We start from the raw sequence: 18,804 nt of genomic DNA on the forward strand, positions 1-18,804 counted from the left end.
CAGGATCTTTCCGCTGCGTCCTCTCTTTTTATTTTCACTGTCATGATCCTGCCAACCATCAGCAGGATCCGGTTACATCTCTTTCAACTCGATATTTGCAAACACATCGCCGTCCGGATTGCAGAGCGATACAAGATAGGATTTTCCTTCCCGCGCGCTCCTGATCACGATCTCATCCCCGAGCACAGCCGCTTTCCTGTATTCAGCCCTGATCTCCGAAATTTCCGTCCCGGCCGGAAGAAGTTCTCTCGCAATGTCCACATACTGGGCATTGTTTACATGAAGGTTCGTGTCGAGAAGGTGTTTCATGACCACCATCCGGCCCGTCTCCCCCATCTTCTTCGGCACCTGGATCTTTCTTCCCGCATCCTCCATCTCGAGTTTCGGGCTGAACTCCCCGTAAGGAGCTGTGTCCGACTCCATGATCCGCATCGGGCGTCCCGTCTCCGTATTCAGGAGAAACCAGTAGGAATTTGCCTTCACGAGATATTCGTTCTTTTCATCTAGGATCGCGAAGTTTCTCAGGGCGTAAAGTCCTTTTACCCCATACGGCCATGTGACCACGCGGATCTTTTCACCCAGCGCCGGGCGTCTTTCGATCATGATCTGCCAGGATGATAACAGCCATGCTTTCTTCTCCTGCTCCAGATATCCGATCCCAACTCCCGCGTCTTCCGACTGCATTGTCGAACAGTCCTGCATATAATTCATGATCCCGGTCAGGGACAGCTTCGCGTCAATATCCGTCTCGCTGTACCGGACCCGGCTGTTTAATTCATACATAATCTACCTCACCGATCGGCAAGATCCGTATTCCGACTCAAAAATCCATTCCCGCGAAACACGCTCTCTTTTTCCGACTTCGCCTGTAACTGTTCAGTACCTTCACAGTCACGAGCAAAAATCCATTAAAAATTGCCTGCGGCAATGGGATTTTTGCCTGCCAGCCCATGTTTTCGTACGGTCAGCGCAGTAAATGCGCAGACCTACTGAACAGTTAGCTTCGCCTTTACATTAACACAAATGGATGTCAAGCGCAAGAAAAAGGTGTACAGTAACAAAAAAGACCATTAAGCCTTGCATTCACAAAGATTAACAGCCTTTTATCAGCTGGGCTACAAGGATTCGAACCTTGAAAATGACGGAGTCAGAGTCCGTTGCCTTACCATTTGGCGATAGCCCAATAATAATATGTGCTTAAAGCACTTCGACAATATTTAGTTTATAAACTGGGCTACAAGGATTCGAACCTTGAAAATGACGGAGTCAGAGTCCGTTGCCTTACCATTTGGCGATAGCCCAATGCATCAACGAGACATATTATAGCGCAACGACTCTGATCCGTCAACTATTTTTTTTAATTTTTTTATTTTTTATTTACTGGATCCTGCTGCAGGCTTTCCAGTCCGGAAAATTACTGCCTGTGGATGAACATTTTCCCTCACCTGTCTTAATGATTCCGCGGATTGTCCGGATCTTCGAAACCAGGGCCCTGCATGTATGCCGGAGTCTTTGTTTCCGGTGTCAGCATTCCGGACGCCGCGGTGGTCTCCGGGACCGCAGCCGTTGTCTCCGAGGCTGTCGGCGCGGCTGTCTCCGGCGGCACAGTTTCCGGCGCTGCAGTTACAGCAGGAGCCGTCTCCGCCGGAGAAGTTTCCGGAACGCCGGTCGTCTCATGAGAAGTTCCATACTCCCAGGTATTCCGATTCCGTCTCCGTTCAGAACTTCCATATTCATCGCGCTCAGACTCATCGTCCTCGTCATCCCCGTCTTTCCGGTAGCTTCCTGTATCCTGGTCCACCCAGTCCACGCTCTCTCCGGCTTCCAGGGCTTTCCGGCGTCTCTGCATCTCCGAAAGGCCATCGTTCTCCGTAGTCTCTGTCTCTTCACCCGCAGCAGACTCATCCGTAGTCTCTGTTTCCTGCTTTAAGACATCTTCCATGCTCTCCTGAGCAGTTGTCTCCTCCTCTGTACTCTCCTCGCTGGCCTTCTCAAACGTCGTCTTTACGATCACCGGCTCCAGCGACAGCTGATATTCATGTTTTTCGATCTCACGGACCAGACGTTTCGAGGAATACCCGGCGAGTTCTTCCTTTTCCGGCACTGTGATCTCCGGATTTTCCGCAAACAGACGCTTTAAGAACTCCGCCTTCGTCACCGTGATCCCATATTCCGTCACAAGTTTTTTCGTGTCTGCGTCCTCATCCGCCTCAAACACGTAGACCTTCGCCCTGGACTCCTTTTTTTGGAGCTCGGACTCTGTCTCCTTCTGAACTTCTTTTACGATCTTCTCCGGCGACGCCTTACTGTCCGGATCAGATCTCCGGACAGAGATCAGGATTCCTCCGTCCTCGCCCAGACTGTTATTCTCAGCGAGCCGGTCAAAAATTTTCCCCACAGTGATCCCAAGACTTTTTCCGTCAAACGCATCCATGGAGACTGTTTCATTTGTCCTCGCCATCTTTCCGGATGCCGACAGCACTGCGCCCCTCCGGTTCATGGTAAATTCCATCAGGATATCGGAATTTACTTCCATGATCAGGGACTCTTTCTGATTCTTTCCAGCCATCAGGACCGTCATCAGGCAGACGGCAGCTGCGCAGGCCGCCAGCGCTCCTCCTGCCCTCGTAAACCACTTTTTCAGGGATTCCGCGGAGAATTCTCCGTCAGCTCCCATTCCCGCTTCCCTTCGGTCCGTCTGCTTTTTCTTCTCCTCAAAGAGTATGTCCTCATGTTCTTCATTCTGATTCATCATACCGTTTTCCTCTCGCCTTCATAAGCCACGTGAAGAAGGAATAAGCCTTCCGGCGGAGCAGTTCTCCCCGCCATGTCCCGGTTCTTTGCCTCCAGGATCACCTTCATTTCCTCCGGTTTCCGCATTCCGCTGCCGATCTCCAGGAGCGTTCCCGTCAGGATCCGCACCATGTTGTAGAGAAAGCCGTTTCCTGTATACAGAAGTTCGATCTTCGTTCCGTGTTCCACGATCTTTATCTCATCGATCCGGCGCACCGTGCTCTTTTTCATCCTGCGGTTCGCACAGAAACTTTTGAAATCATGCTCCCCGATGAGGAAGCCTGCCGCGCGCCTCATGGCCTCCAGATCCAGTTTTTTTCCAAATCCGTAAACATATTTTCGCTCAAACACATTCTTCTTATCCCCGGTCTCCACATAATATCCGTATGTTTTTGAGGAGGCGGACAAACGGCTGTGGAAGCGTTCCGGTGCGGGATCAGCCTCAAGCACCCGGATATCCTCCGGCAGATACCTGTTTAAGTATTCTTTCGCAGTCTCTCCGTCCGGGCAGATCTTCGCGTCCACATGGAAATTTGCCACCTGGCCTTTTGCATGGACTCCCGCGTCTGTTCTTCCGGACCCGTGGACCTCCACTTCCTCTCCCGCCATTTTTAAAAGCACTGCCTCCAGTTTCCCCTGGATCGTATTCTCCGTATTTCCCTGTTTCTGCCAGCCGTCATACCGGCTTCCGTCATATTCCAGCGTAATGCGAATATTATTCTTCATTGTTGTTCCTTCCTGATCTCAAAGCGGACCCGTTCCGGCTTTTCCCGGTAAACAAAAATTCCCGGCAGAATTTTCTTCCTTGATCCGCCGGGAATTTCTGGCTCATCTGCCTGTTACCGCCCGGAAAAGACTATTTGTCTTCCAGCACGGATGTACAATGCGGACAGCGTGTCGCATGGATATTGATTTTTGTTTTGCAGTACGGGCATTCCTTCTCCGTAGCAGGAGCCGGAGCTGCCGGTTTCTCGAACATTTTCTTTGCGCGGTTCAGCTGTTTGACTACCATGAAGATCACGAACGCCATGATAATGAAGTTGATGATCTCTGTGATAAACAGACCGTAGTTTACGGTCGGAGCCGCTGCCGCCTGTGCCTCAGCCAGAGTCGCGTAGTGCTCTCCGTTCAGTGAGATAAACATATTGCTGAAATCCAGCTTTCCCGTGAAAAGTCCGATCACAGGCATCACCATGTCGCTGACTAAGGAATTTACAAGATCCTTAAATGCAGCACCGATGATCATGCCGACTGCCATGTCGATCATATTGCCCTGAACGGCAAATTCACGGAATTCTTTCAGTAGCTTACTCATTGAAAGACCTCCTGGTGACTGCTCTTCGCAGATTTTTTTGTGCCTGTTCCTTTTCTTTGCCAGATGAACAGGACCAATTTTCACCACTATTCTACCAATTTTTCTCTTTGTTGGGAATACCCAGTTCCTGTTTTTTTATCTTTTCCTCAAATTTTCCCCATTTTATCCTGCTTCTGTCCCTCTGCAGTGCTCGTTTCCATCACCGGACTTTCCCCGATGGATCTCCGTCCTGCCCCGTTCCTCTCCCAAAATGCGACAGCAGGAGTAAAAGCTCATGAGCAAACAGCGGCATGGCGGAGAGGATGATAAGTCTTGCCCATTCTGTCTTCGTGAGCCGCACGGTCTGGAACGCCGCAACGAGCGACGTCTGTTCCGTCACCACAAACTGCAGGGAGAATCCGACCGCCAGCGCCAGAATCATCAGCCGGTTATTCACAGGATCCATCCGGAAAACAGACTTTTCCACATCCCGCATCCCGATCGCGTGGAAAAGCTGGGACAGTCCCAGGACGGTAAAGGCATACGTCTGGCAGTGCGCCAGGATCATGGGATCTTCCAGCACTTTTCTGATCCCGGCAAGTGCAGCCGGTCTTCCGCTCCCGACAAGAAGAGCTGTCGGAACGACCAGAAAAGCGGTCAGGCTGATCAGTGCGATAAGAAATCCGTAAAACACCGTGCAGATCCCGCCTCCGTGGGCAAACAGGCTCTCTCCCGGTCTTCGCGGCTCCTTTTCCATCAGCTCCATTCCGTCGCACACATCCGTCCCCAGTGCCAGTGCCGGCAGAGAATCCGTGATCAGGTTGATCCAAAGGATGTGGCTTGCCTTGAGCGGGGCTGGCAGCGAAAACAGGATCGCGAAAAACATGGTCATGATCTCCCCAAAGTTCGAAGAAAGCAGAAATATCACCGTCTTTTTGATGTTTTCATAGATCTCTCTTCCTTCCTCAATGGCATTCCGGATCGTGGCGAAATTGTCATCCGTCAGAACGATGTCCGCCGCCTGTTTTGCCACATCAGTCCCGTTCTTTCCCATGGCGATCCCCACATCAGCCGCCCTTAAAGACGGAGCGTCGTTTACCCCGTCCCCGGTCATAGCGACGATCCCGTCCGCCTTCTTAAATGCCTGAACGATCCTGACTTTGTGATCCGAGGAGACCCGCGCGAACACCCGGATCGATCCGATCCGTTTCTCAAGCCCGTTGTCACCCATCCTGTCTAATTCCTCCCCGGTCACGCACTGGGCCGGGGAATCCGCGATCCCAAGCTTTTTTGCCACTGCCAGGGCCGTATTTTTATGGTCCCCCGTGATCATCACCGTTGTGACCCCGGCGCGGCGAAATTCCCTTACTGCCTCCGCGGCCTCCGGGCGCACCGGATCTTCCAGGACTGCCAGCCCCAGGAATGTCATCCCTCGCTCGGACATGTCATTCCCGTTCTTCATGGCTGCCCCCAGGACGCGTCCGCCTGACGAGGAATAAGCGGAAACCTTTTTTTCATATTTTTGTCTCCGCTGCTCCGTCATGGGATGGATCCCCGTCTCGTCCTTATAGTGGTCACACCGTTCCAGGATCACATCCGGCGCCCCTTTCGTGAATGAGACGATCCTGTCCTGTCTCCGGCATACCGTTGTCATCCGCTTCCGCTCCGAGTCAAACGGCAGTGCTGCGCTCCTGACCCACTCCCTTCTCAGCTTCTCTGACCATCTTTCGTTTTCCCGGCCTCTCTTCTTTCTGTCTCTGACGTCCGTCTTTTTCTGATCTTCGCTTTCTCTGTCCGCATAGAGTAAAAATGCCGCCTCCGTGGGGTCCCCGATCACCTCCCGTTTTCCCCATTTTGCATCATTGCAGAGAAGAAATGCCGTCAGAAGGAGTTCCGGATCCCCGTCCAGCGCCTGCACCGTCATCTCGTTTTTTGTCAGCGTACCCGTCTTATCCGAGCAGACCACATTGACAGCTCCAAGCGTCTCCACCGACGGCAGCCTCCGTACGATCGTGTTTACTTTTGCCATCCTGGAGACTGAGAGTGCGAGAACGATCGTGACGACCGCCGGAAGTCCTTCCGGGACCGCCGCCACCGCCAGGGAGATCGCCGTCAGGAACATCTCCCCCGCATCCCGCTTCTGGAAGATCGCCATCAAAAATAAAACAGCGCAGAGTCCCACCGCCAGGATGCTTAACATCGTTCCGAGGTCTCCTAACCGCTTCTGCAGCGGGGTGATCTCCTCCGGCGTCTCGTGGATCAGCTTTGCGATCCCGCCGATCTCCGTCTCCATTCCCGTCGCTGTGACGATCCCCTCGCCGCTCCCGGCTGTCACAAATGTGGACATGTACGCCATATTTTTCCGGTCCCCCAGCGGGGTATGCGCCCCTGCCAGAAATCCTGCGTCTTTCTCCACGGGAACCGACTCCCCCGTGAGTGACGATTCCTGCGTTTTTAAGTTCTCCGCAGTGATCAGCCGGATGTCTGCCGGAACCTGCTGCCCGGCACTGAGCAGCACGAGATCCCCGGGGACCAGCACGGCGGAATCCACCTCAAGGATTCTCCCGTCCCGCCGCACCACGGCCGTGAGCCTCGTCATCTTCTTTAAGGAATCCAGCGCTTTCTGCGCCTTTCCTTCCTGTGCCACTCCCACCGCCGCATTTAAGAGCACGACTGCCGCGATGATCGCCGCGTCGCCCTGTTCCCCTAAAAGGACTGAGATCACACCGGCAGCTAACAGTACATAGATCAGCGGATCCATGAACTGCCCGATCAGCCGTTTCAGGACAGACGGAGGCTTCTTCTCCTGCAGTTCATTTTTTCCATATATGGACAGCCGCTGTTTTGCCTCCCTGTCGGACAGACCGCCTGGATCCCCGGCATCCAACTCCCGTTTTACGTCAAAGACTGTTTTTTCTTCAAACAAAAAATCCCCCCATCCTCTCCTGCTTTTAGCAAGTTTATGAGGATGGAGGGAAAAACATACCCGGCCGCGTCTCTCAATGAAATTTATAATTTCTGATCACGGCCTGCAATGTCCTTGTTCCATTATATTCATTTACATCCGGGTAGTAGATCATATCGATCATATTTCTTCCCGCCTGCTCCTCAAGGAACCGGTCCCCGTCGGCAAACAAAAGTCCGTCCACCGGCTGCCCCGTCTCCGTCACGAGATTCAGCTTTACGACATTCCGGTTCTTTCCGAGAACTCTCGCATTCCGGATCACCAGACTTTTCTGCGCGAACAGCGGTTTTTCATTTCCCTGTCCGAACGGCTCCAGGTCCTTTAACTCCTGGACGATCTTCTCGTTCACATACTCGAACGGCATCGGGACGTCGATCCAGATCTTTGGCACAAAATCTTCCTCCGTGAGCTCTGCGTCCGCGTTTAACCGCCTCCGGAACTCATCGATATCCTTTTCTTCCAGGGAAAGTCCTGCTGCCATCGGATGTCCGCCGAACTTCACGAGGAGATCCGAGACTTTGCAGAGTCCCTGGTACATGTGATACTGCTCGATGGAGCGGCCGGAACCTTTCGCCGTGGTCTCTCCGCGGGTCAGCACAAAGGACGGCTTGTGGAAATGTTCCCGGAGTCTTCCGGCGATGATCCCGGCTAACGATTCATGGCACTCCGGAAGAAATACAACGAGTACCTTATCGTCCATGTACTGTTTTTCCACCTGCTCGATCGCTTCCGCCTCCCCTTTCGCGGTCATGTCCTTCCGCATATCGTTGAGTTCTTTAAGCTCATCCGCCATCTCGCCGGCCCGTTCCGGATCTTCCGCCAAAAGCATCCGCAGTGCGACCTTCGCGCTCTTTAACCGGCCTCCGGCGTTTAAGCAGGGACCGATCACAAAGCCGATATGGTACGCGCTTAAATTTTCGATATCCAGGTTATTTTTTTCTATAAGTTTCCGGAGTCCGGTATTCTTCGTCGATCCGATCTTTTTGAGACCATATTTTACAATCAGCCGGTTCTCGTCCTGGAGCTTCATGACATCCCCCACCGTAGCGATGGCGGCGAATTCCAACAGGTCCATCCACTCACTCTCCGGGATCCCAAGCTTCTCATACAGCACCCGGATGAGCTTCCAGGCGACCACAGCGCCGCAGATCTCGTGGAACGGGTAAGTCTCCCCGTCCTGCTTCGGATCGACCACAGCGTCCGCCGGAGGCAGGATCTGACCATACTCATCGACCGGAACTTCGTGGTGGTCCGTCACCACGACCGTCATTCCCAGCTGTTTCGCGATGCTGATCTCACGGAGTGCCGCAATCCCGTTGTCGCAGGTCACGAGCGTATCCACTCCGTCTGCGGACGCCTGGCGGATAATCGACTCGTTGATCCCATATCCGTCCTTGATGCGGTCCGGGATCTCGTAATCGATCTGAGTATCATTTTCTTTCTCGACGCTGTATCGGCCTGCCTCCAATGAGCACCGCTGCGATAGTTCTTTTGCCGCCCGCTGAAATCCCTTTAACAAAATATATGTCGAGCACACGCCGTCGATATCGTAATCCCCGATGATCCGGACATGCTTTCCCTCTTTCAGCTTTCTTGCGATCAGCTCCGCCGCCTGCTCCATCCCCTTCATCAGACGCGGATCATAGAGATCGTCCAGCGTCCCATAAAGATATTTTCTCATCTCCGCTTCTTCCGTCAGTCCGCGGTTTCTCATGACCCGCACCGCGACCGGGCTGACTCCCAGCCGCATGGCGAGACCGGAAAAATCCGCCCGCTTCGTCTGCACCATCCAGAGTTCTTTCTTTTCCTCCATGTTTTTCTCCCGTTATTTTTTACCGTTTTTCTGCCAGATAAAAGTTTTCCATCAGTATTTCTGTCCATTTACTTTCAGCCACTGCCGCCGTTCCCTGTAATCCGGCAGGATTTTCCCGACTTCCGCCCAGAATGCCGCGCTGTGGTTCATCTGGAGTCTGTGGGCGAGCTCGTGCACCACCACATAGTCCAGGATCTCCGGAGGCATCAGCACCAGCTTCCAGTTAAAATTCAAGTTTCCCTTCGCACTGCAGCTTCCCCAGCGGGTCTTCTGCTCCCTGATCGTGATCGTCCCGTAAGAGACGCCCATGAGCGGAGCATAATGGCTGCATCGGGCTCTGATCGCCTCTGCTGCCCGTTTTCTGCCTTCCGCCCGTTCTTGATCCGTGTAGGACGGACGCTCCGCCATGATCCGCTCTCCGGCTTTCAGGCGCACCTCGATCCAGTCCCGGTGTCCCTCGACAAACCAGTCCGCTGTCTGCACCGGCGTCCGGTAAGGCGCCCGGACCGTGATCGTCCCGTCGAGATCCACTTTTAAGGACATGGACCTGCGCTTCGCCCGGATCAGTTCATATGTAAAATGTTCTGTCTTTCTCTTCATATGCTGTCTCCTATGATACGAAAAAAGGCACCTGCTAATGCAGATGCCTTAATCAGCGCGCCAGAGAAGATTCGAACTCCCGACACTACGGTCCGTAGCCGTATGCTCTATCCAGCTGAGCTACTGACGCACATTTGAGAAGTCTTGGTGAACCGCAACTCACTCAACGAAAAGTATTCTACTACATATTTTCGTTTCTGTCAACACTTTTTGAAATTTTTATTCAATTTTTTGTTTTACCGATCGCGGTGCGCAAAAACAGCTCAGCCGCGCACCGCAATCATGGTTCAAACAATCCAATTCCTATGCAGGATCACCCGCAGTACGATCTCCTTACCAGATCGACGGTTTCAGATCTGCCGGAAGCGGATTCGGATATGTCTCTCCGTCCAGCTCTTCCTTCCAGTCTGCCTTTGCTTTTTCGATCAGCTCCGGATTCAGGAGAAGCTCAGCGCCGACATAAGCCATGACTTTCGCTGCCGCCAGCATTCCCTTATGGGCGATCGATGATTTACCTTGGGCAACCGCTACCCAGGAGTGGAGCGCAGTACCTGCCGGGAAACAGCTCGTGTAGACCTGTCCTGTCGGAACGACCCAGCTGACATCTCCGACATCCGTGGATCCGCCTCCGCCGTAAGAAGTATTCTTATCAACAATGAAATCCCACATCGGGCTCTCTAAAAGCTCCTGACGGTGCTCTTTTCCTCCGATCGCGGATGCCTGATCTTTTAATCCTTCTTTATCAAGTTCCGTGATGACGCCCTGGAACTTCTTCGCATAGGCAAGCTCTTCCTCTGTGTAGCCGACCGGGATAACATGCTCCAGGTTCTCCTGGACAAGATCCGCAAGAGTGTCATTATTGATCAGGTTGGAATAGGCCGCAACCTGTTTGATATCCACCGTTGTTCCTGTGATCAGCGCAGCGCCCTTCGCAATGTCGCACATCCGTTCATAGAGCTTCTTCACCTGGGTTACCTTCGGTGCGCGGATCGCATAGAGGATCTGGGCTTCCGCCGGGATCACGTTCGGAGCGATTCCGCCGGAGTTTGTGATAGCGCCGTGAACTCTCGCCGCATCGATCATGTGCTCTCTCATATAGTTGACACCGATATCCATGATCTCAACTGCGTCCAGCGCAGAACGCCCAAGCTCCGGAGCACCTGCCGCATGGGAGGAAATTCCATGGAAAGTAAAGAATGCACGGAAGTTTGCCAGATGATAACCGCCCTTCATTGCTTTATTCATGGTATACGGATGCCATGTGATCGCGATATCACAGTCATCAAAGTAGCCGTCGCGGACCAGATATGCTTTTCCGCCTGCATTCTCTTCTGCCGGGCAGCCATAGTAACGGATCGTTCCGCTCATATGGTTCTCTTCCATATACGTTTTTAAGGAATCCACCGCAGCCACGGAAGCTGTTCCGAGCAGATGATGACCGCAGCCATGTCCGTTCGTCTTTCCCGGGATCGGGCAGCGTTCCAGGTTGTCTGCTTCCTGCTGAAGACTGGAAAGTGCATCAAACTCACCCAGGAATGCGAGGATCGGCTTTCCGTTTCCCCATTCAGCGATAAATGCGGTCTCTTCCCCTGCAAGATCCGATTTGACAGAGAATCCTCTGGATTTCAAAAACTCCTGCTGAAGTTTTGAGGACTCATATTCCTGAAATCTCGGCTCCGCAAAGCCCCAGATCGCGTCGCTAATCTTTGTGTATTCGCTGCTCCTCTGATCGATCGTCGCTCCGATCTCTTTTCTGAAATCTGTTCCCATATATATGTACTCCTTTCTATTGTCTGCCTTATTCATTCGCACACTTGCCGTTCGCCACAACCGTGCAAGCACGTTTCTGGCTCACTTTCGCTCTCTTGATTCGCATGAACTTATCGTTCATGCGCACACTCGCCGTTCGCCATAATCGTGCAAGCACGTTTCTGGCTCACTTTCGCTCTCTTGATTCGCATGAACTTATCGTTCATGCGCACACTCGCCGTTCGCCACAACCGTGCAAGCACGTTTCTGGCTCACTTTCGCTCGTGTCATTCGTGTCTCTTCCCTGTTACGGTTTCGGTTATGATTTTCCAGACGGTAACTGCATTTACCATCGGCTCCGCGAACGAATTCTCATCAAAGGCCTTCTTCGGACTTACCTGGTTCATGAGGACTGCCAGCGCTTTTTTCTTTTCCGCGGTATCTTCCACCAGACAAGCAGTTCCGTTTCCACAGATACTCTCAAAACTCGTCGTAGACTTGCAGGCTGTATCATAATTGATCGTCAGGACATTCGCCCCGTAAATGCAATATGAGACATTGGGATTTTCTCTGATCCTGTCGAGTTTTGTTCCCTCTTTCGCTCCATGGAAGTACAGGATCAGCTTCCCGTCTTCCACTTCCGCTCCGTAATTCAGCGGAATCAAATAAGGACATGGCTCATCGTGGAACGCAACGGTACACACAGTTTCCCGCTTTGCGATCGACACGATATCAGCCATGTCCTTCAATTCTCTGTCTTTTCTTCTCATCCAGACCTCCATTCCAGCCGCCGGATACCGCACTTTCCCTGTCTGCTTCTTTCAGATATATTCAGACTATATTGCAGAAAAAGCACGATCCGCCAGACTTTCCGTAAGATGAGACTATCATATCATAAATTTTTTTATCCCACAAGCAGTATACGATCGTTTAAAATACCACCTGGACCAGAAACATATAGAACACTGTCCCAACCGCGATGCTGAGCAGCGTATTCCGTTTCCAGACATGGAGTCTGACAACAGCAGCAGACGCCAGAATTTCCGGGATCCCGTGCGTTCCCGCGAACAGATTCATATTTTTCAGGCAGTACACCACCAGCATTCCCATGATCGCATACGGAAGAACTCCGGACAGATATGTGATATATCCCGGAACCTCCTTCTTGCCGCCAAACACCAGAAACGGCAGAAACCTCAAAAGCATCGTCACACCGGCGCACACTGCGATCAGCGCTGCCGCTCTCAAATCTATCATCCGTTATCCTCTCTCCTTCCTGACTGGACATTTTCCTGCCAGACCAGTTTCATATGTTTCCCACCCAGTCAGAGTTTTCGTTCTTTCATATGCAAATTTTTCAGAAGCGTATCAGAATCATGCTGTTCTCTGAGCACTTTCTGTTCTCCTTCTCCCTCGCATCACCGTCAGGATCACCGTGATCGAGATCATCGACGGGATCAGGAACGAGGACGGTCCGAACACCAGCAGGCAGAGTGCCGATGCTGCCACTCCGGCAATTGCGCTTCTGTGATCCTTTGTACTCTTCCACTGTTCGGTAAACACCACAAGAAACAGCGCCGTCATGGAAAAGTCGATTCCCTCCGTATTAATGTTCAGCACGCTTCCGAGTACTGAGCCAAGCACCGTTCCGAATACCCAGTAGATCTGATCCAGCAGCGATACCAGAAAGAAGTATTTTTTCTCCTCCACGCCTTCCGGCACATCCCCGCTGCACACCAGCGAATACGTCTCATCTGTCAGCGCAAAGATCAGATACGGCTTATACGGCTTCGTATCTTTGTACCGTTCCACCATGGAGATCCCGTAGAATAAATGCCGCGCATTGACCATAAGTGTCATAAGCGCCGCCGAGATCAGGGACGCACCTCCCGTTATCAGATCGATCGCCACATACTGCATCGATCCGGCGTAAATAAACACGCTCATGGCGATCGCCCAGAAAACGCCGTATCCTTTTGCCCCGAGCAGCATTCCGAATCCCATTCCCAGGACGATATAGCCCGCCATGACCGGGATCGACCGCTTCCATGCATACCGAAATGTCATCTTTCTTCTCCTGTTTTATCTCACAATCACGTCTGTCCGTTTTCCCTCTATCAGCCGGCATGACAGTTATCGGAATTTTCTGTAATTTTTATAACTCCGTCCATTGTAAAATGCAACTATAATCTATCCGATCTTTGAAAATTTCTTCATAATACCGATAAATTCCAGAACCAGTGCTGATGGATTCTCCGCATACACGATCCCATATGGCACTGTGTAATCCCATTCACAGAGAATCGTGACTAACGATGGGTGAAGCTCTGCCCAGGTTCCGATCGTGACCATGACACTGTTGGTCCGGTCGCACTGATTGAATACTCCGGTGCCATAAGATGCAACATCCTGAATGTGGATCTGCGGATGATTTTTTTCGATCTCATCCCTCAGTGCATCTATAAATTTCGTGTCTCCGCGCTCTACCATCAGAAGATTTTCGCCGTAGAGATCCGGCAGACGGAGTTTTTTCCTGGAGGACAGCGGATTTTGCCTGGGAACCGCACAGCAGAGCGGGATCTCCGTCAACGGTAAGATCTGGCAGCGGCGCTTCCATCTGGTAGATGGATAGATCCCCGCCACAATATCAAGATCTTTTCCCAGATTTTCTAACACATTCAGCCACTCCGGATAAGTGTCATCAAAGGGAACGATCTGAAGCTGGATCCCCGGATAGTCCCTGCTGACAGACGACCACAGGTCAACAATTGTTTTACACGGACGAAGCAGTGAGTGTGCCGATCGTGATCCGCCGTGCTCACGCCGTTACTCCGCTGACCGCCGTTCAAAGTGAATATTCGATGATGGAGCGCATCATCGAAAATCTCGCCGATGTGGAACTGACCGATCAGGAATTTAAGCGGATCGAGGAGGCACTCTCCGAAATCACGATTCACGGAAACTGCACCGATGCGGATATCGCCAGACTTAAGAATATGCGTTAAAAACAGATTGCCTCCGACAACGCTCCCTGTCTCTTTTTAACCTCACACCCTCATCCGATGCACAAAAAGTCCTTCTTTCCATGTGTAAAAGGAAAGAGGGATTGATCTATTAAATAAAAAAAAGAAGCCTGTAAATACAAGCTTCTTTCATGCCGGTGACCGGACTTGAACCGGTACGGGGTTGCCCCCGAGGGATTTTAAGTCCCTTGCGTCTGCCTATTCCGCCACACCGGCAGACATATAAATATGTCGATGATGGTTTCCCATCGAGTGGGACCTATAGGGCTCGAACCTATGACCCTCTGCTTGTAAGGCAGATGCTCTCCCAGCTGAGCTAAGATCCCAGATATGAAATTTAAAATCCTTATTTCTAAGGAAGCGACCCGGATGGGATTCGAACCCACGACCTCCGCCGTGACAGGGCGGCGCTCTAACCAGCTGAGCCACCGGGCCAAAATATTTTTATCAATAGTATGAACCTTTTACCAGGTAGAGTGGACCTTCAGGGACTTGAACCCGGGACCGACCGGTTATGAGCCGGTTGCTCTAACCAACTGAGCTAAAGGTCCATAAGTTTAGGACTGAAAGCCGATGATCGGACTCGAACCGATAACCTGCTGATTACAAATCAGCTGCTCTGCCAATTGAGCCACATCGGCACATCAATGACCCCAAGGGGATTCGGACCCCTGTTACCGCCGTGAAAGGGCGATGTCTTAACCGCTTGACCATGGGGCCGCGTTCTCATTATTTGTACCAGCAGCTCAATATTGAAACTGGCAAAATAAAAACTCCCCGAGTAGGACTCGAACCTACGACAGCGCGGTTAACAGCCGCGTGCTCTACCGACTGAGCTATCGAGGAATATTTCCTTTGTTCTTGAGCTGTTCCTTAAGAACAGTGCTATTATATAATATGATTTCGCATCTGTCAACCCATTTTTTCATATTTTTTGAAAAATTTCTACACTTTCTTTTTGCAGCTTTCCAGCCCCGGATCATCAGCTCGCTGCTCCTCTCCTGCCTGGAATTCACGCTGAACACACATGAAATCCGATGTGTAATTTCAATCGGCATAAGTTCACCAATTCTTCTCAGAATTACTGTACTCTGCTTTGGTCGCGAACCATTCCCACTAAAGTACATGATTTCATGCTGTACATTTTTCGGATATACTGATATCATAAAAGGAACTTACCGGTAAGCATTCCAGGTTTACCGGTCATTCTCAACAGCAATTCTATATACATATATGGAGGAGATCAATCATGGATGAACGTTTAAAGCAGCAGCTCGACTTTACACTGGAGATCGATAAGGAGAAAAATATTTTCCGCCAGACGCATCTTTCCGGTCACGGCCGACGTGAAAATGATGCTGAACATGCCTGGCATATGGCGATCATGGCATATCTTTTGCGCGAATATGCAAATGAACCCGTTGATATTGCAAAAGTCATGCTGATGTGCCTGATCCACGATATCGTCGAGATCGATGCCGGAGATACTTTCGCATACGACGAAGAAGGATTAAAGTCCCAAAAAGCCCGCGAAGATGCCGCAAAGGAACGGATCTTTTCTATTCTGCCGGACGACCAGAAAAAGGATCTCACCGCACTCTTTGATGAGTTTGAATACTGCGAAACTCCAGAGTCCAGATACGCTCACGCCATGGATAATATCCAGCCGCTCCTCCTAAACCACAGTAACAACGGCGATGACTGGAAGCAGCACCAGACCACTTCCGCACAGGTTTATGGCCGCCATGCAAAGACAAAACTCGGCTCTGAGCGCCTGTACGAGCTTGCCGATCAGATGATCCAGGATGCGATCCAAAAAGGATTTATCCAGAAATAATTTCCAGATATCCAGACAGCATGTAAATCTGCTCAGTGCATCCCCTCTGCCTCTGTGGTTTTTGCTGCTGTCGGATGTCTATTGATGCCGCTGATCTCATGGATGCCTCACACGGTCGATTCCAATAATCTTCATTTTTCCGACAAACTTCATTTTTGCACGAGTGCACATCATTAGCACATCGTGCTTTTTTTATTTAACAGAAAGTATCGAAGACCTTCCTGATAAAAAAATGAAAACACACTTTGCAAGTTTCCTCTTGTCATATCGCGACAGTCGCCAAGGTCTCGCGTAGGCGCGGACTTTAGCTCGTTGTTCGCGCAAAATAAAAAGACCAGACATCTCTGCCTGGTCTACTCACACATACCTTCAAAACCACATATTGAACTTCATCAACCTTTGAATCTTCACTTGACCTTCCTGGATAAGCCCTCGACCGATTAGTAACAGTCAGCTCCATGCATTACTGCACTTCCACCTCTGCCCTATCTACCTCGTCGTCTTCAAGGGGTCTTACTTCTTAACGAATGGGATATCTCATCTTGAGGGGGGCTTCACGCTTAGATGCCTTCAGCGTTTATCCCTGCCAGACTTGGCTACCCGGCCATGAGCTTAGCAGCTCAACCGGTACACCAGCGGTCCGTCCATCCCGGTCCTCTCGTACTAAGGACAGCTCCTCTCAAATATCCTCCGCCTGCGCCGGATAGGGACCGAACTGTCTCACGACGTTCTGAACCCAGCTCGCGTACCGCTTTAATGGGCGAACAGCCCAACCCTTGGGACCTACTTCAGCCCCAGGATGCGATGAGCCGACATCGAGGTGCCAAACCACTCCGTCGATGTGAACTCTTGGGAGTGATAAGCCTGTTATCCCCAGGGTAGCTTTTATCCGTTGAGCGATGGCAATCCCACTTTCATACCACCGGATCACTAAGTCCTAGTTTCCTACCTGCTCGACCCGTCGGTCTCGCAGTCAAGCTCCCTTCTGCCTTTGCACTCTTCGAATGGTTTCCAACCATTCTGAGGGAACCTTTGAGCGCCTCCGATACCCTTTCGGAGGCGACCGCCCCAGTCAAACTCCCCACCTGACATTGTCCCCGATCCAGATCATGGACCATGGTTAGAAACCCAGTAACGCAAGGGTGGTATCCCAACAGCGGCTCATATGAAACCGGAGTTCCATACTCATAGCCTCCCACCTATCCTGTGCATGCATTACCGAATCCCAGTATCAAGCTGGAGTAAAGCTCCATGGGGTCTTTCCGTCCTGGCGCAGGTAACCAGCATCTTCACTGGTATTTCAATTTCACCGGGTGCATTGTCGAGACAGCGCTCAAATCATTACGCCTTTCGTGCGGGTCGGAACTTACCCGACAAGGAATTTCGCTACCTTAGGACCGTTATAGTTACGGCCGCCGTTTACTGGGGCTTCAATTCAAAGCTTCGATTGCTCTAACCTCTCCTCTTAACCTTCCAGCACCGGGCAGGCGTCAGCCCATATACATCACCTTACGGTTTCGCATAGACCTGTGTTTTTGCTAAACAGTTGCTTGAGCCTATTCTCTGCGGCCAGATCTCTCTGGCACCCCTTATCCCGAAGTTACGGGGTCATTTTGCCGAGTTCCTTAACAATGCTTCTCCCGCCGGCCTTAGGATTCTCTCCTCATCCACCTGTGTCGGTTTACGGTACGGGCACATGATACACAATAGCGGCTTTTCTCGGCAGCTGGAATCGGATGCTTCCCTACTTTGGTTCGGTCCGCGTCACGTCTTTGGCTTATCAGGCGGATTTGCCTGCCTGACACCTCCTACGCTTGCCCGGGGTTCTGTTCCCCGGTCATCTTATCCCTCTGCGTCCCCACAGTTCTGATACCATGTGGTACAGGAATCTAAACCTGTTGTCCATCAGCTACGCTTCTCAGCCTTGCCTTAGGCCCCGACTTACCCAGGGCAGATCAGCTTTACCCTGGAAACCTTAGATATTCGGCCTGGAGGATTCCCACCTCCATCTCGCTACTCATTCCGGCATTCTCTCTTCTTAAAAGTCCACAGCTCCTTATCGGTACTGCTTCGCCCCTTTAAGAATGCTCCTCTACCAATGACCTAAGTCATTCCTGAGCTTCGGTGTTGTGTTTCAGCCCCGGACATTTTCGGCGCAGGACCTCTCGACTAGTGAGCTATTACGCACTCTTTGAATGTGTGGCTGCTTCTGAGCCAACATCCTAGTTGTCTTTGAAATCCCACATCCTTTTCCACTTAACACACACTTTGGGACCTTAGCTGCAGGTCTGGGCTCTTTCCCTTTTGACGACCCAACTTATCTCGTGCCGTCTGACTCCCGTACATCATCTGTATGGCATTCGGAGTTTGATATTCTTCGGTAGGCTTTGACGCCCCCTAGGAAATTCAGTGCTCTACCTCCACCAGACTAATACGAGGCTAGCCCTAAAGCTATTTCGAGGAGAACCAGCTATCTCCGGGTTCGATTGGAATTTCTCCCCTATCCACACCTCATCGCCACCCTTTTCAACGGATGTGCGTTCGGTCCTCCACGAAATTTTACTTTCGCTTCAACCTGGACATGGATAGATCACCCGGTTTCGGGTCTGCACATGCTGACTTGACGCCCTATTCAGACTTGCTCTCGCTTCGGCTCCGCACCTTTAGTGCTTAACCTTGCCAGCATCCGCAACTCGCCGGACCGTTCTACAAAAAGTACGCGGTCGCACC

14 protein-coding genes, 10 tRNA genes and 1 rRNA gene (1 of these 25 cut by a window edge) are annotated in these 18,804 nt (G+C 51.5%); 2 read left to right on the forward strand and 23 right to left on the reverse strand.

The annotated features are described in order from the left end of the window. Window positions 1-72 precede the first annotated feature (72 nt). The 15 genes from ACI3EW_RS13495 to ACI3EW_RS13565 form a co-directional block, all read right to left on the reverse strand. Window positions 73-783 carry an acyl-[acyl-carrier-protein] thioesterase gene (locus ACI3EW_RS13495; RefSeq protein ID WP_485663111.1) on the reverse strand — a complete coding sequence of 237 codons (711 nt, stop codon included), beginning with the start codon at window positions 781-783 and terminating at the stop codon, window positions 73-75. A 327-nt stretch (window positions 784-1,110) separates the two neighbouring features. Then, a tRNA-Gln gene (locus ACI3EW_RS13500) sits at window positions 1,111-1,183 on the reverse strand. A 46-nt stretch (window positions 1,184-1,229) separates the two neighbouring features. Next, window positions 1,230-1,302 (reverse strand) — tRNA-Gln (locus ACI3EW_RS13505). Window positions 1,303-1,450: 148 nt separating this feature from the next. Then, window positions 1,451-2,755, reverse strand: a complete 1,305-nt coding sequence (locus tag ACI3EW_RS13510) for an anti-sigma-I factor RsgI family protein (protein ID WP_485663112.1) — start codon at window positions 2,753-2,755, stop codon at window positions 1,451-1,453. Then, window positions 2,752-3,519: a tRNA pseudouridine(38-40) synthase TruA gene (gene truA / locus ACI3EW_RS13515; protein WP_215701818.1), complete on the reverse strand. Its 768-nt coding sequence runs from the start codon at window positions 3,517-3,519 to the stop codon at window positions 2,752-2,754. Before truA ends, ACI3EW_RS13510 begins: the two co-directional genes overlap by 4 nt. A gap of 130 nt (window positions 3,520-3,649) precedes the next feature. Beyond that, window positions 3,650-4,108 carry a large conductance mechanosensitive channel protein MscL gene (gene mscL / locus ACI3EW_RS13520; protein WP_118532453.1) on the reverse strand — a complete coding sequence of 153 codons (459 nt, stop codon included), beginning with the start codon at window positions 4,106-4,108 and terminating at the stop codon, window positions 3,650-3,652. Window positions 4,109-4,307: 199 nt separating this feature from the next. After that, window positions 4,308-7,013, reverse strand: a complete 2,706-nt coding sequence (locus ACI3EW_RS13525; RefSeq protein ID WP_485663113.1) for a cation-translocating P-type ATPase — start codon at window positions 7,011-7,013, stop codon at window positions 4,308-4,310. A gap of 73 nt (window positions 7,014-7,086) precedes the next feature. Further along, entirely contained in the window at window positions 7,087-8,865 is a 1,779-nt protein-coding gene (recJ, locus tag ACI3EW_RS13530; protein WP_485663115.1) for a single-stranded-DNA-specific exonuclease RecJ, read from the reverse strand. A gap of 51 nt (window positions 8,866-8,916) precedes the next feature. Continuing rightward, on the reverse strand, window positions 8,917-9,465 hold the full coding sequence (locus tag ACI3EW_RS13535) for a M48 family metallopeptidase (protein ID WP_118298672.1): 549 nt from the start codon (window positions 9,463-9,465) through the stop codon (window positions 8,917-8,919). 56 nt (window positions 9,466-9,521) lie between these two features. Next, a tRNA-Arg gene (locus ACI3EW_RS13540) sits at window positions 9,522-9,595 on the reverse strand. 203 nt (window positions 9,596-9,798) lie between these two features. Beyond that, window positions 9,799-11,235: a M20 family metallopeptidase gene (locus ACI3EW_RS13545; RefSeq protein WP_485663117.1), complete on the reverse strand. Its 1,437-nt coding sequence runs from the start codon at window positions 11,233-11,235 to the stop codon at window positions 9,799-9,801. 266 nt (window positions 11,236-11,501) lie between these two features. Then, a complete protein-coding gene (locus ACI3EW_RS13550) occupies window positions 11,502-11,984 on the reverse strand; it encodes a pyridoxamine 5'-phosphate oxidase family protein (RefSeq protein ID WP_182426835.1) in 483 nt (160 codons plus the stop codon). Window positions 11,985-12,144: 160 nt separating this feature from the next. Next, window positions 12,145-12,471 carry a branched-chain amino acid transporter permease gene (locus ACI3EW_RS13555; protein ID WP_118532443.1) on the reverse strand — a complete coding sequence of 109 codons (327 nt, stop codon included), beginning with the start codon at window positions 12,469-12,471 and terminating at the stop codon, window positions 12,145-12,147. A gap of 117 nt (window positions 12,472-12,588) precedes the next feature. Continuing rightward, entirely contained in the window at window positions 12,589-13,281 is a 693-nt protein-coding gene (locus ACI3EW_RS13560) for an AzlC family ABC transporter permease (protein WP_118532441.1), read from the reverse strand. A 123-nt stretch (window positions 13,282-13,404) separates the two neighbouring features. Beyond that, entirely contained in the window at window positions 13,405-14,004 is a 600-nt protein-coding gene (locus ACI3EW_RS13565; RefSeq protein WP_485663380.1) for a LysR family transcriptional regulator substrate-binding protein, read from the reverse strand. On the opposite strand from ACI3EW_RS13565, the gene ACI3EW_RS13570 reads away from it, so the two are divergent. Beyond that, a complete protein-coding gene (locus ACI3EW_RS13570; RefSeq protein WP_118532437.1) occupies window positions 13,983-14,219 on the forward strand; it encodes a hypothetical protein in 237 nt (78 codons plus the stop codon). The two genes, ACI3EW_RS13565 and ACI3EW_RS13570, sit on opposite strands and share 22 nt — an antisense overlap. A 150-nt stretch (window positions 14,220-14,369) precedes the next feature. On the opposite strand, the gene ACI3EW_RS13575 is transcribed toward ACI3EW_RS13570, so the two are convergent. From ACI3EW_RS13575 to ACI3EW_RS13605, 7 genes are all read right to left on the reverse strand, one after another. Further along, window positions 14,370-14,453, reverse strand: a tRNA-Leu gene (locus tag ACI3EW_RS13575). 37 nt (window positions 14,454-14,490) lie between these two features. Continuing rightward, a tRNA-Val gene (locus ACI3EW_RS13580) sits at window positions 14,491-14,563 on the reverse strand. A gap of 35 nt (window positions 14,564-14,598) precedes the next feature. Next, a tRNA-Asp gene (locus ACI3EW_RS13585) sits at window positions 14,599-14,672 on the reverse strand. A 42-nt stretch (window positions 14,673-14,714) separates the two neighbouring features. Then, window positions 14,715-14,788 (reverse strand) — tRNA-Ile (locus tag ACI3EW_RS13590). 17 nt (window positions 14,789-14,805) lie between these two features. Continuing rightward, window positions 14,806-14,878, reverse strand: a tRNA-Thr gene (locus ACI3EW_RS13595). Between the two features lie 7 nt (window positions 14,879-14,885). After that, window positions 14,886-14,957, reverse strand: a tRNA-Glu gene (locus ACI3EW_RS13600). A 53-nt stretch (window positions 14,958-15,010) separates the two neighbouring features. Further along, a tRNA-Asn gene (locus ACI3EW_RS13605) sits at window positions 15,011-15,083 on the reverse strand. A gap of 403 nt (window positions 15,084-15,486) precedes the next feature. Here ACI3EW_RS13605 and ACI3EW_RS13610 point away from each other — a divergent pair. After that, window positions 15,487-16,074, forward strand: a complete 588-nt coding sequence (locus ACI3EW_RS13610; RefSeq protein ID WP_118532433.1) for an HD domain-containing protein — start codon at window positions 15,487-15,489, stop codon at window positions 16,072-16,074. Window positions 16,075-16,494: 420 nt separating this feature from the next. On the opposite strand, the gene ACI3EW_RS13615 is transcribed toward ACI3EW_RS13610, so the two are convergent. Next, window positions 16,495-18,804 (reverse strand): 23S ribosomal RNA (locus ACI3EW_RS13615) (it continues 578 nt past the right edge of the window).

Origin of the sequence: Pilosibacter rotomagensis, from assembly GCF_045062245.2 — a bacterium.
GTDB lineage: Bacteria > Bacillota > Clostridia > Lachnospirales > Lachnospiraceae > Pilosibacter.

Coding starts and splice junctions, on each gene's coding strand:
- recJ (WP_485663115.1), bottom strand. CDS start 8,865: ATGGAGGAAAAGAAAGAACTCTGGATGGTGCAGACGAAGCGGGCGGAT.
- ACI3EW_RS13555 (WP_118532443.1), bottom strand. CDS start 12,471: ATGATAGATTTGAGAGCGGCAGCGCTGATCGCAGTGTGCGCCGGTGTG.
- ACI3EW_RS13510 (WP_485663112.1), bottom strand. CDS start 2,755: ATGATGAATCAGAATGAAGAACATGAGGACATACTCTTTGAGGAGAAG.
- ACI3EW_RS13545 (WP_485663117.1), bottom strand. CDS start 11,235: ATGGGAACAGATTTCAGAAAAGAGATCGGAGCGACGATCGATCAGAGG.
- truA (WP_215701818.1), bottom strand. CDS start 3,519: ATGAAGAATAATATTCGCATTACGCTGGAATATGACGGAAGCCGGTAT.
- ACI3EW_RS13550 (WP_182426835.1), bottom strand. CDS start 11,984: ATGAGAAGAAAAGACAGAGAATTGAAGGACATGGCTGATATCGTGTCG.
- mscL (WP_118532453.1), bottom strand. CDS start 4,108: ATGAGTAAGCTACTGAAAGAATTCCGTGAATTTGCCGTTCAGGGCAAT.
- ACI3EW_RS13610 (WP_118532433.1), top strand. CDS start 15,487: ATGGATGAACGTTTAAAGCAGCAGCTCGACTTTACACTGGAGATCGAT.
- ACI3EW_RS13495 (WP_485663111.1), bottom strand. CDS start 783: ATGTATGAATTAAACAGCCGGGTCCGGTACAGCGAGACGGATATTGAC.
- ACI3EW_RS13535 (WP_118298672.1), bottom strand. CDS start 9,465: ATGAAGAGAAAGACAGAACATTTTACATATGAACTGATCCGGGCGAAG.
- ACI3EW_RS13560 (WP_118532441.1), bottom strand. CDS start 13,281: ATGACATTTCGGTATGCATGGAAGCGGTCGATCCCGGTCATGGCGGGC.